The organism is Nitrosospira sp. Nsp18, assembly GCF_900103145.1.
Classification (GTDB): Bacteria; Pseudomonadota; Gammaproteobacteria; order Burkholderiales; family Nitrosomonadaceae; genus Nitrosospira.
Genome location: NZ_FMWY01000003.1, coordinates 112,143 through 123,274, shown reverse-complemented (window position 1 = coordinate 123,274; position 11,132 = coordinate 112,143). Strand labels below are relative to the sequence as shown.

13 protein-coding genes and 1 pseudogene are annotated in these 11,132 nt (G+C 50.4%); 9 read left to right on the top strand and 5 right to left on the bottom strand.

The genetic code is table 11. From position 1 onward, the window contains the following. Positions 1–117: 117 nt before the first annotated feature. The 4 genes from BLS94_RS02380 to BLS94_RS02365 form a co-directional block, all read right to left on the bottom strand. Entirely contained in the window at positions 118–1,077 is a 960-nt protein-coding gene (locus BLS94_RS02380) for a glycosyltransferase family 2 protein (RefSeq protein ID WP_090957601.1), read from the bottom strand. After that, the gene (locus BLS94_RS02375; RefSeq protein ID WP_176767768.1) at positions 1,074–1,994 is read right to left on the bottom strand and encodes a class I SAM-dependent methyltransferase; all 921 of its coding nucleotides are present in this window, start codon (positions 1,992–1,994) and stop codon (positions 1,074–1,076) included. Before BLS94_RS02375 ends, BLS94_RS02380 begins: the two co-directional genes overlap by 4 nt. Positions 1,995–2,263: 269 nt before the next feature. Further along, the gene (locus BLS94_RS02370; protein ID WP_090957599.1) at positions 2,264–3,463 is read right to left on the bottom strand and encodes a glycosyltransferase family 4 protein; all 1,200 of its coding nucleotides are present in this window, start codon (positions 3,461–3,463) and stop codon (positions 2,264–2,266) included. 533 nt (positions 3,464–3,996) lie between these two features. Next, a complete protein-coding gene (locus BLS94_RS02365) occupies positions 3,997–5,013 on the bottom strand; it encodes a PstS family phosphate ABC transporter substrate-binding protein (protein WP_090957598.1) in 1,017 nt (338 codons plus the stop codon). A gap of 128 nt (positions 5,014–5,141) precedes the next feature. Between BLS94_RS02365 and BLS94_RS02360 the strand changes: the two genes are divergently transcribed. From BLS94_RS02360 to BLS94_RS15150, 5 genes and pseudogenes are all read left to right on the top strand, one after another. Beyond that, positions 5,142–5,378, top strand: a complete 237-nt coding sequence (locus tag BLS94_RS02360) for a hypothetical protein (RefSeq protein WP_143021634.1) — start codon at positions 5,142–5,144, stop codon at positions 5,376–5,378. A 34-nt stretch (positions 5,379–5,412) separates the two neighbouring features. After that, positions 5,413–5,659: pseudogene (locus BLS94_RS15155) on the top strand (heavy metal translocating P-type ATPase); the annotation flags it as partial. 309 nt (positions 5,660–5,968) lie between these two features. Continuing rightward, positions 5,969–6,322 carry a hypothetical protein gene (locus tag BLS94_RS02345; protein WP_090957595.1) on the top strand — a complete coding sequence of 118 codons (354 nt, stop codon included), beginning with the start codon at positions 5,969–5,971 and terminating at the stop codon, positions 6,320–6,322. A 27-nt stretch (positions 6,323–6,349) separates the two neighbouring features. After that, positions 6,350–6,700, top strand: a complete 351-nt coding sequence (locus tag BLS94_RS02340; RefSeq protein WP_090957651.1) for a hypothetical protein — start codon at positions 6,350–6,352, stop codon at positions 6,698–6,700. A 100-nt stretch (positions 6,701–6,800) separates the two neighbouring features. Beyond that, the gene (locus BLS94_RS15150; protein ID WP_090957650.1) at positions 6,801–7,007 is read left to right on the top strand and encodes a GDCCVxC domain-containing (seleno)protein; all 207 of its coding nucleotides are present in this window, start codon (positions 6,801–6,803) and stop codon (positions 7,005–7,007) included. A gap of 454 nt (positions 7,008–7,461) precedes the next feature. Here the strand turns inward: BLS94_RS15150 and BLS94_RS02330 are convergent, their stop codons facing one another. After that, on the bottom strand, positions 7,462–8,040 hold the full coding sequence (locus BLS94_RS02330) for a hypothetical protein (RefSeq protein ID WP_090957649.1): 579 nt from the start codon (positions 8,038–8,040) through the stop codon (positions 7,462–7,464). 338 nt (positions 8,041–8,378) lie between these two features. Here BLS94_RS02330 and BLS94_RS02325 point away from each other — a divergent pair, with 338 nt between their 5' ends. The 4 genes from BLS94_RS02325 to BLS94_RS02310 all read left to right on the top strand — a co-directional run bounded on the left by BLS94_RS02325 (position 8,379) and on the right by BLS94_RS02310 (position 11,102). Continuing rightward, positions 8,379–8,759, top strand: a complete 381-nt coding sequence (locus BLS94_RS02325; protein WP_090957594.1) for a winged helix-turn-helix transcriptional regulator — start codon at positions 8,379–8,381, stop codon at positions 8,757–8,759. Between the two features lie 141 nt (positions 8,760–8,900). Continuing rightward, entirely contained in the window at positions 8,901–9,464 is a 564-nt protein-coding gene (locus BLS94_RS02320; protein ID WP_090957593.1) for a sugar O-acetyltransferase, read from the top strand. A 103-nt stretch (positions 9,465–9,567) separates the two neighbouring features. Next, complete coding sequence (locus tag BLS94_RS02315; protein ID WP_090957592.1) at positions 9,568–10,026, top strand: DUF3293 domain-containing protein; 459 nt, start codon at positions 9,568–9,570, stop codon at positions 10,024–10,026. 134 nt (positions 10,027–10,160) lie between these two features. Further along, positions 10,161–11,102 carry a D-hexose-6-phosphate mutarotase gene (locus tag BLS94_RS02310; RefSeq protein ID WP_090957591.1) on the top strand — a complete coding sequence of 314 codons (942 nt, stop codon included), beginning with the start codon at positions 10,161–10,163 and terminating at the stop codon, positions 11,100–11,102. Positions 11,103–11,132: the final 30 nt, after the last annotated feature.

Sequence of the window (11,132 nt, the reverse complement as noted above, 5' to 3'; positions counted from 1 at the left end):
TTAATAGTCTTACCACACCTTGTGAATGGAAACATAGCGAGGTAATAGGGCATGGACAATCTTTGCTGGGATGAATTATTTTAATAAAGTTTACCAAGGATTCTATCAAGTGATCTGCTAGCGTAAGAGGTCCCTACGGAAACTTCTCCACCCATATGCGTAGCGATGGTAATTGAGTAAGACGAGCTCACGCAGGAGCTCTGGTAACCGGCGCCAGCGGGCTTGTGGCAGCCCGGCGCGAACGCGCAGAAAGGTTAGCGCCTCATTAAGACGATGTGCGTTGTAAGCGTTTTTTGGAAAACGATCCGTGCACTCCAATAGCCGCGCTAGCGCGGCTTCGTAACGCAGAACTTGTGGACCATACAGTGCGGCGCATGTTATACCTCGATTCTTGACGCGGCGTATGCCTATTTGATTACCGTTATGCTGTCGATAAGCGATCAATGGTATTGGCAGCGCAGCCGCATCAGATGTGGCGCCGATTAGCATGGCGATCCATGCATCATGGATCCAAATCTCAGAAAAGGGCAGCACGAGGTCTCGGTAAGTGGAACGAAAAGCCATGGTCGCACCCGTCACGATATAACGTTTAAGCAGCACTGAAAATGCATCAAGGGCCGCAACTTGTGCCTGATCTCTTAGGCTGAATCGCACTGCTTTCCATAGTCGCAACCCTAGCGGATTCAAATTTTCATCGACCGCATCGGCATCAGTAAAGACAATACCCACGCCTGGGTTATCTATGAAACATGCTTCGATCACAGCAATTTTCTCGGGATACCACACGTCGTCCTGGTCGCAAAGAAAAATGATCTCTCCTCGGCATGCGCGGATCGCCATTTCGAAATTGCGCGTCGAACCAAGTCGCTCGTCGTTTGCTTGGACTCGTACAGGAAAGGGTGCATGCCGGATAAAGTCCGCTATGATCTCCTGCGTCGCATCAACTGAGGCATCATCAGATATTACCAACTCGTCTGGCAGACGGGTTTGGCGCATGATGCTATCAAGCTGCTCGCTTATATAACGCTCGCCATTATAACTAGCTAGAGCTATAGACACCTGTGGTCGTGCTTTCATCTGGAACAGTGCCGTATGTTTTCGTCGTTAGGTCCACAAATCATCATCAACTCCTCGCCTCGGTCCAGTCCTACTTGGAGTAGCAACCATTCTGCCCACTGAAGGGCTCTGGACCAGCGACGCAAGCCCAAAGAGTGGCGGATACCCCAAACATGACGCTTTGTCCTCTGAATGTCGCGGCTCGCCCGAAATAGCCCATCTGCGTCGCGCACAGTCGAGGTGAGGCGGAGTACTTTAAGGCCTGCCTCCTCGGCAGCTCGACGTAGTGAGATAGAGTTGAACAGGTGCAGATGACGCGGAGGATCCAGCGCAAGCCAGTGACTACGAAACCACATGTGGCCCCAACTCGATGTGTTTGGCGTAATTATGACGAGCTTGCCGTCGAGCTTTAGGATACGCCCACACTCGCGCAGCAGACCTACAGGGTCATGCACGTGCTCGATGACGTGGCTGGAGACAACTGCATCGAAGGATCGGCCTAGAAAGTGTTGTTCCTCCAAGCTACCGAAGTGAATTGTCAGACCGCGCGCGGACGCAATTTCGACCGCTTTTGGATCTAGATCAAGCCCTTCCGCTTGCCAACCCAGCTTTCGAAAAATTTCCAGTTGGCGTCCGCTGCCGCAGCCGATTTCCAGAAGCTTAGCGCCCGATCGAATTCGCAGATACATTGCGTCGAAGTCAAGCGTAGATTTGAGTATGGGTTGGAGGTATGCATATAGGCCGGCCAGCTTCGTCAAGGATGACGCACCGTTCACCGCGCCGTACTTGAGAGCCAGGTATCCTTTGTTGCGCGCCACAGAGAACGCACGCTTGAGTCGCCGGACAACGCCGCCACGCTTCTTCGGCTTTTGGATATTCTCGTCTTCATGCGTATAGTAGTTGAGGTAGGCTTTTCCGATATCCTTCTTCGTAGGCATGGGGTCTAACCAAATAAGGCCACATCCTGATCCAGGGCATTGTTTGAGGGTCCAATGCCCAGTTGCATCGAAAAGGCGATCTTCTAAATCACGGTAAATTACCTCACCGTGTCCTTTGCACAGGCCACATTCGGGTCGGGCCTCGGTAGTGATGGCGTTGGGCTGCATTGTATCTTTCATTGCAATTTCAAGTTTTCCTAAAATAGTGTTAGTTGATGAGTCTTCAATCCATTAACCAGCTGTGTATATCTCAGCGCCGCGATAAATCATTAATCGTCGGACTGTTCAAATTGGTTTACGGCTGGCGCCGCGTGCTGCTCTTTCGTTAGTGCTTCACTCAACAAACTAAGCACTTCCCTCGCATATCGTTGTTGAGTAAAGCGACCCGCTGCCCACATGCGCGCAGCCGTGCCCAACCTTATCCCTTCGCTTGGAATCTGATACAGCCGCTGAATCTTGTCGGCAAGTTCGACATGATTGCCGGCTTCGTACAGGAGCCCTGTTTCTCCGTCATGAATCAATTCCGCAGTACCGCCGCTATTGGCTGTAGCGATAATTGGCTTACCCAAAAGCATGGCTTCCACCGTGGCTCGTCCGAAAGCTTCCCAGCGAGAGCATACCAGCACAACGTCCGCCATTCGAATATAGGGTAGGGGGTTTTCCGCATATCCAATAAATTTGACTCGCTGTTCCAGACCAAAATCGCGAACTTGCTGACCCAGCACTTTGCGGTATCGCTTACTACCTGCCCCTACAAAAAGCAGTTCCATATCGACTCCCCGGCGCACTATCTCGGCCAAGGCACGGATGGCTTCGTCCTGGCCTTTTGCAATGTGCAGCGAGCCAACGATGACACACGTAAAACATGGTTTATCAGTAGTAGCGTGATTACCTGGCGAACTTTCAATCTCATCGCGTAATGTCACCGCCTGATAAACGACCTTTATTCTTTCCTGGTTAATATATCGGCCATAATGTTTAACCACCGCATAGGAGTTGGCGATAAAAATCGCGGAAAGCCGGTCCATCAAGCGCGCCGTGCGGCGCTCGCCCAGGTCGAATAACAGATTGGGATCACGGTACCCGAACTCATGCAGGTGCCAGACGTGCGGACGCTTCGCCAACCGCGCGGCCAACGCTCCAGCTCCAATAGTCATTGTATTCGAACAAACCAGGTCGCATTGCCATTTGGCAATGATGTGTGCCATAGGAATCGCAAGCAATAGCGTCCTTACTGTGCGGAGAATACGGCCTGACATCCATCGTCGTCGCGCGCCCGCCACCCAAAAAGGGTAACCAATGATTTTCCACTCGATGTGCAATTGATCCAGCGCTGTCAGCAACGGACCTTTTTTTGGAACCAGTACTTTGCAATCGACGCCCTCTGCGACCAACCCCTGCAACAGTTCGAGCAGAGCGAGCTCTGCTCCATATTTTTTAGCCGTATGAGACACGAAACATACGCGCACCAAGCACTCCTATAGCGGTTTCTGCCTGCTAGAGAACTGTTCCGTTCATCTTCTGGCATTCATTAGCAATGGCCGTGGGACAAGGAACAGTCGAATGCTTCCCGAAGGAAAGCAAGAGAAAGCGTTATTAATCGGCAGTACAAACAACGCCAGAAAAAACGAAAATCAACGGTATGAAACCGAGGGATAACCCAGCTGCCATCAATCCTGATGGACATGAGGTAACAACGGCGTAACAAGAACGAGCCTAGGCGGAAATCAGCAATGAATTTCCTCCTGTCGGTTACACCATTGTAACCCGTGCTACCTGGGCCAGGGCTGAAGATCATCCCCCTTCGGTTCGTAGGTGACTCACTTCTCATCCAAATTTCTCGCTATCCGCAAGGCGCGCATTTCAGCAAAGTTTTCTGCACCAGACGGCTTGTGATCCTGTCCCATCCAAGGCCTTGGTTGGCTGCAGATGGGGCAGGGGTCGATAACAGCTTGATCTGCTATCGATGTTTCGAAAGCGGCACTAACGGCTGGATTCAGCGTTAATTTTCATAAAAACGGGCCTCTCGCTGGAGCAGATCGTCGATTGTGATGCCTACCGGCAAAAAGCCATCGAATACTGTTCCCAACCTCTTCGTCTTGAAGAATTCCATGTCGGCTCTATAAGCTCTGGGCGGCAGTGGGAAATATTGGGCGCTTCTCACAAGGGCGGAGGCATTTTTGATATAGAACGTAACAAACTCCTTGACTTCGGGTTTCTCTGCCGCCTTCATGTTTACATAGACGAAAATGGGGCGGGACAAAGGCCGATAGGTTCCGTCTTCCACAGTCTCGACAGACGGAATGACTCCTTCACCTCTACCATCATCTATGGCGACAGCTCTGACTTTCTCCTGATTTTCTACATAATATCCAAAACCGAAAAAGCCAAGCGCGTTCTTGTCGCTTGCGACGCCCTGGACCAGCACGTTGTCGTCCTCAGATGCCGTAAAGTCGCCACGGATGGATTTCGCCTTACCGATGATGGCTTGCGTAAAATAATCAAACGTCCCGGAATTCGCACCAGCGCCGTAGAGCTTGAACGGCTCATCTGGCCATGCCGGATTTACCTGGCTCCATCTGGTGATTTTACCTTGGGCGGCGGGGCTCCATATTTTCTTCAATTCGGCGACAGTCATGGTTTTGACCCAGTTATTCTTCGGGTTCACCGCCACTGTTAGTGCATCAAATGCCACCGGCAATTCGACATATTCGACGCGGGCCTTATTGCAGGCCTTCATTTCCTTTCCCAGAATGGGACGGGAAGCATTGACGATATCTATTTCACCACGGCAGAATTTCATGAAGCCGCCACCGGTGCCGGAGACGCCAACCATTACTTTGATTGCATTTTTTTGGGTTGACTGGAAATTTTCAGCCACCGCTTCGGTGATGGGATACATGGTACTCGAACCGTCAATTTTTATAATCGCATCGGCGTCTGCGAAGCCGGCAGCGCTGATTAACGCACTTGATACAGCCGTCATGCCTAACAATTTAACGATACGTGAAATAAACATTTTTTTTCTCCCTTCGGTTAACTCGGATTAGTCGCTACACATCACCGCCTAAGGCCCTTGTTACTCCGCCCAGCGGTCATACAGTTTCATGTAAAGGGATTACAGTTTCATGTAAAGGAATGAAACGTGTGAAATGGCTGGCGAGGCGCTCGTCAACTGATAAATATCAGCGTGACATTCTCATCATGGCAGCGGTCGAGCAAAACGTCGAGAAATTCCTCTTCCCTGCCGACGTCACCTCATCAGCAAGGCTCAGCTTGGGGTTCCCGGTGCACGTAAGCGGCAACAGAATAATTAACCTCGAATTATTCAAATATCAAAAAAGTTGGCCTAATATGAATCAAGGCCGAGGAAAACCGGTTTAGTTCAGTTTGGCACATTTGCCAGTGCTGTTTTGGTTTAAAGAGCGCGGGCGTCACGCTTGTCAAGGGCGATTTGCGCGGTATCGAGCGCGCCACCATGCGAAACATTCGTCAGAACTTTACCTTTGCATTTTGCTATAACGCCGTTGGCATCCCGCTTGCAGCAGTGTGTTTTATCCCGCTTTCGGTCTATTGCTCTCACCGATGTTTGCCAATGCGGCCATGATGATGAGTTCGGTATGCTGGTTACCAATGCCTTGCGGCTTAATCGCATTAAATTATGAAAAAAAACGGATACTATGAAGAAAAGGATGCGCTCGCCGATTTTTTACGGATTATTGGTATGCTTGATCAATCTGGCGAAGCAGTTTGCTTATCCTATAGCCGGCAGTTGGACGGGTGGAGTGAGCTCACAAGAAAGGTGAAGCTCAGGAAGTATGAAAAATCCTTTTCAGTTATAGCGCCTGGCTGACAAATGAGCGTGATTACAGTGAAGGAATAGAGCAGCATGCCAGCGGGCACGACTGCTGCAGCCGCTTAGCCCTATCATTTTGATCGCGCCGCTATTTTTTCATAACACTACAGAAATCGATATGAACCCACCCATATTCTTCTTAATTCTGGCTATTCTCAGCGCATTGGCCTCTTGCGCGCATATGGACCCGCATCCGATGGATATGACTAGCGCCATCCGGAACGCTAAAACCAGAGCTGACCATCTTGCACTAGCCAGACATTATGAAGCTGTAGCGAAAGACATGCGCTTAAAAGCGCGAGAAAGTGAAAAAAAGCTGGAGGAATACGAGATGCACCCCTATTACGGCCCCAGGGCTTTGGATCTGAAAGCACACTGCCGAGCCTCAATGAGTAATTATAAGCGCGCTGCAGAGGTAAACATGAGCATGGCGAAATCTCACCGCCAAATGGCCGAGCAGATGAAAAAATAGAATTTGATAACCAGCATGGAGATGATCATGAAATCACGTGTTATTTTTACCATTCTGGGGGCTCTCGCCCTGTCGGCCTGCGCGCGTATCGATCCACATCCGATGGATATGAGCAGCGCTGTCCGCAGCGCCAGGACCAAAGCAGACCATAACGCGCTGGCCAGGCATTATGAAGCTGCAGCGGAAGCAATGCGTGCGCGAGCACAAGAACAGAAAAACGGCCTCGCGGAATACCGGGAGCATGGGTATTACTATGGCAGGCAAACTGAAGATCTGAAAGAGCATACCAAAGCTTTGGTGCGCGTGTACGAAGAAGCCGCAGAGGCTAACATGAGCATGGCGAAAGCGCACCGCGAGATGGCAGAGGAGGCGAGATGATGCCGTCAACATGCTCTGCCTGTTATTTGCCGGGGCTAATGGATTAATGAATGAAGCAGAAACAGCTTTCCCCAATCTCGTGCGTATGAGGACTGATAACATGCCAATTCTGGAGTCGATACTGACATGCCCCCGCTGCGGGTTCGTCAAACGCGAGATAATGCCGACGGACGCATGCCAATTCTATTATGAATGCACTGGATGCCGATCTCTGCTGCGGCCCATCCCTGGCGATTGCTGTGTCTTTTGTTCTTTTGGGACTGTCAAATGCCCACCGGTCCAGATGCAATCATGCCGCTGCGTATAACAAACAGGGAATTCAATAAAAACCGGTGGGGATCAGGCTGGATTGTTATAGGTATTTTGCTATTGGACGCGAGCCAGACGGCGTGCGAATACAAGTCGGAATGAGTGACAAGGCTCATGATTGGCGACGACCAGTACAGAATGGCTAGCGATGCCCGCCGAAGCAGATCATCGCTAGCCTATCGAAGCTGGCGTCGGAGCCTGATGCCTCCCCCATGAAGGACTTCGCCAGCACATCGACACCTACCCGTGTCATCGTAGCTCATGCTTTATTGCGTTAGCATATCTTGGCGCACTTTTCGGTAAAGCTGCACGATAACGCGGAATCTATAATGGAAGCTTCTACCTTGTGTTCGTCAGCTTCCTTGTTTGCCTGTTTCCTTAACTGAGCCATATCTTATGTTACAGGAAGCAGCTTCCTGTTACATTCCTGCTCTTTGCGGCCGAAATAGCGCCTACGGGTGGCGGGACGCACGCCACTGCTTCACTCGCTTTGATTGCATGACTTTATACCCGAGCAAGCTCAATAGAAGCACTGCGATCAGCGGCCCTATCGCGGCGCGAAAAGTTTTCGCGTAATTAACAAGTTCTACGCGCAATGGATATTGATAGCGCACAGGAGGTACCGCCTCTCCCGTAATGAATACCGTATATTCACCCTTGTCCAGACTGGTCTCTCCCTTGATCACTCCATCAGGGTGGTAGGTCGGGCGCAAATAAGTCACTGTCTCGTCTTCTGTCTCGTGGCTTCCTTTGACGATTCGCACACCTATCGGTATGTCACGCAGCGCGGGATCTACGAGGTCTACTACCAGAAAAGTGTCGCCCCCCTTGGGGATTTCCGTGCAGTACTGATCGCTGGGCTCGTACTGAGGCTGGTAGGCACTTAGATGCACCATGCTGTTGTCGCCAAGCCGGCGCATGCAGGTGTCTTCTTCCATGGAGACTCTTCCATGCGCAGCCACCGCACCGCTGTAAAGCGCTGAGGCGAGCACAAGAGTCGATACGCCGACCCGTATCACTTCTTTGATCATCATTGAATTACTCCTCTCTGTTTATAACGCTTGCCTCTACAATGAACCCTTCTTTGAGTTACGATTTAGCGGAGGCCAAGCCATTGGCTGGCGGAAGAAACTTCACTGGCGCCAGCCATAATGATTTTTCCGGAAAAGCCCGGATAAAGTAAAATACGCTTTGAATCCTTTAAAGCAGCATTAGCTGCTTTGCCGGTTTGGCAGGATAGTTTTAAGACGCTCTACATTTGCAAAAATTCGACCCGCCGGCAAGTTTATTTTATCCTGTATAGGGGTTGCGCAAGGAAAGTATAATCGATTAATTGCATAGTGCAACTAAATAATAAGTTGAGGCTGTTATGGTTAAACAAGATCAGATCAAACGCTCTTCCTGTCCGGTTAGTTGTGCGCTCGATATATTAGGCGACAAGTGGACCCTGCTTGTCATTCGCGACATCATGTTTATGCACAAGCAGTATTTTGGGGATTTTTTGATGTCGCCGGAAAAGATCGCTTCCAATATACTTTCCGACCGGCTAAGAAAACTGGAAGAGTCTCATATCGTTTCACGCCAGCGCGATCCCGGCAATGCGCGTAGAGTGATTTATACACTTACCGAGAAAGGCCATGATCTGTCGCCTGCGATCCTGGAGTTGTTACGCTGGGGTTCGAAGCACGATCCTGCGAGTGATGCGCAAGAATTTTTGAGCCAATACCCGAATACGAGCTCGCACAATTAGTGACTGACGCAAAATCAAGCTCGCCACAGAATGCTGGGAGAGGGCATTCTGTGGCAGGGCCTTGCGAAAATCCCTCCATAAAACTTCAGTAAAATGTCCTGTTCGTTTTGGTTGCCCATTTCTTGTACTCCCGGGTAATTTATGGCCCATCAGTCGGAAAAGCATAAAATGCTCACCGGGCAGTTGTACCGGTCCAGCGATGAGTTGCTGTGCAGGGAAAGAAGGCACGCCAGAAAACTGCTGAGAACATTCAATGAAACCCTGCCGGATGACCTTGATAAACGATCGATTATTCTGCGCGAGCTATTCAGTACGCTAGGTCAGCGTGCGGTGATCGAGCCGCCTTTTTTTTGCGATTACGGCTATAACATCCACATCGGCGATAACTTCTATGCCAATTTTAACTGCGTGGTGCTCGACTGCGCAGAAGTAACCATAGGCAACGATGTGTTTCTGGGTCCCAGTGTTCAGATCTATACCGCAACGCATCCACTGATGGCGGAAGAACGTAATACAGGGCTGGAAGCGGCTAAACCCATTGAAGTCGGGGATAGCGTCTGGATTGGCGGCGGTGCGATTATCAATCCTGGTTTAACGATTGGCCGAGGCACAACCATTGGATCGGGCAGCGTCGTAACCAGAAATATCCCGCCGAACGTTTTCGCTGCCGGGAACCCTTGCAAAGTAATACGGCATCTTGGCTAATGGGCATTTCCGCCGGATAAACACTTTTGAAGCCACTTTGAAGCGTTTCTTCTTATACGCCCGAAGAATCAGGAACAAGGCTGGGTAATACCGGGATTTTTATTTGCCACAGTCTAAAATTGACGGCGGCCTCATCGCCGCTTACCGCTCAGCGCGCTATCGGGTTGACCAACAGGTTGACTACGGAAGAGGCTTTGCTCCTGGCGCAATTATCCTGCGCATAGATCAGTATTCCGAACCGTTGTCGCAGCTTTTTTCCGCTTCGGGTCATCGATCTGCCGCTTTCATCACTGCTTGCAATCCGTTTGGACAAGTTCGGAGCCCCGAGATAAATCAGGAGGCTTGCGTGCATCTTTTCGGCAAACTGCGCAGCCTGGTCGGGCCAGGCCGGATTATCGAGGGTGAAGGCTTTGATCCCTGCGGGAAGTGGCCGGCGGAGAAGAGCTTTCTTGCGCTTGGGCTGGATCTCAAGGCATCGTCTGCGCTAGGGAAAGAGTTTGGCCAAAACGCTATAGTATGGGCTGGAGCTGACGCCATCCCCAGGCTGATCCTGCTCCGATGATCTACCATATATTTTAATGATATTAGAATAAGTGACGGTCTCCGAAAAAAGCCTTCCAAACAGATTGTTGTAATGCTATTATAATGTTGTTTCTATCTAGCTAAACTCAGATAAAATACGAATGGAATAAAATCATGAATATCGAACGACTAAATGCGGAATACGGAATTGCCGACCAGCTCAAATTCATTGAAGGTGCGGAAGGATTCCCTTTTATCAAAATAGATAACGTCAAGGCAAGCGCTCTGGTCTCTATCTACGGAGGCCAAGTCTTGTCCTTTCAGCCCGCCAATGAGCCGCATAACCTGATGTTTCTCAGCGAAGCTGCATATTATCAGGCGGGTAAGAGCATCAAGGGCGGAGCACCGATCTGCTGGCCCTGGTTCGGGCCGGACCCTGAGCAACTGGGACGCCCAGCCCATGGTTTTGTGCGAAACCGGCTTTGGAATGTGATAGAAACCGAAGTCACCGCAAATGGGGAATGCAAAATTACACTGGGTCTGGCAGATACACCCGAAACACAGGCGATATGGCCGCATTCATTCAAACTTTCTCTGGAAATTACTGTTGGGGAATCGCTGAACCTGGAATTAATTACGCACAATCCGACAACCCATACGTTTCACGTAACTCAGGCGTTGCACACTTATTTCAAAGTAGGGCATATCGATCAGGTGGCGATATCGGGTCTGGAGGGAATCAAGTATATCGATAAAACCGATAACGGCCTTCAAAAGCTCCAGGCGGGCCCGGTAACGATCGATACGGAAGTTGACCGTATCTATGAGGACACACACGGCGAGGTACTGATTGATGATGCTGCCTTCGGCCGGAGGATTCGAATCACATCCACAGGGAGCAAAACCGCGGTAGTGTGGAACCCCTGGGAAAAAATATCAGCTGAAATGGGCGACCTGAAAGATGACGATTACGAGCGCTTTGTGTGCGTTGAAACCGCCAATGCGGGCGTGGATATTCTGGAAGTCGCTCCAGGCAGTGAAGTGCGATTGGCGGCAAACTATCGAATAGAACCCCATTTGTCGGAGTTGGATAGTGAATTTCCATCTGCCGCTTAGTGAGTCAAATATTGCATACGCGTCCATAGG

What these genes read in the sequence shown, in the direction of transcription:
- BLS94_RS02380 (WP_090957601.1), bottom strand. Translation starts at nt 1,077, where the DNA reads ATGAAAGCACGACCACAGGTGTCTATAGCTCTAGCTAGTTATAATGGC.
- BLS94_RS02310 (WP_090957591.1), top strand. Translation starts at nt 10,161, where the DNA reads ATGAATATCGAACGACTAAATGCGGAATACGGAATTGCCGACCAGCTC.
- BLS94_RS02320 (WP_090957593.1), top strand. Translation starts at nt 8,901, where the DNA reads ATGGCCCATCAGTCGGAAAAGCATAAAATGCTCACCGGGCAGTTGTAC.
- BLS94_RS15150 (WP_090957650.1), top strand. Translation starts at nt 6,801, where the DNA reads ATGCCAATTCTGGAGTCGATACTGACATGCCCCCGCTGCGGGTTCGTC.
- BLS94_RS02375 (WP_176767768.1), bottom strand. Translation starts at nt 1,994, where the DNA reads ATGCCTACGAAGAAGGATATCGGAAAAGCCTACCTCAACTACTATACG.
- BLS94_RS02365 (WP_090957598.1), bottom strand. Translation starts at nt 5,013, where the DNA reads ATGTTTATTTCACGTATCGTTAAATTGTTAGGCATGACGGCTGTATCA.
- BLS94_RS02325 (WP_090957594.1), top strand. Translation starts at nt 8,379, where the DNA reads ATGGTTAAACAAGATCAGATCAAACGCTCTTCCTGTCCGGTTAGTTGT.
- BLS94_RS02340 (WP_090957651.1), top strand. Translation starts at nt 6,350, where the DNA reads ATGAAATCACGTGTTATTTTTACCATTCTGGGGGCTCTCGCCCTGTCG.
- BLS94_RS02330 (WP_090957649.1), bottom strand. Translation starts at nt 8,040, where the DNA reads ATGATCAAAGAAGTGATACGGGTCGGCGTATCGACTCTTGTGCTCGCC.
- BLS94_RS02345 (WP_090957595.1), top strand. Translation starts at nt 5,969, where the DNA reads ATGAACCCACCCATATTCTTCTTAATTCTGGCTATTCTCAGCGCATTG.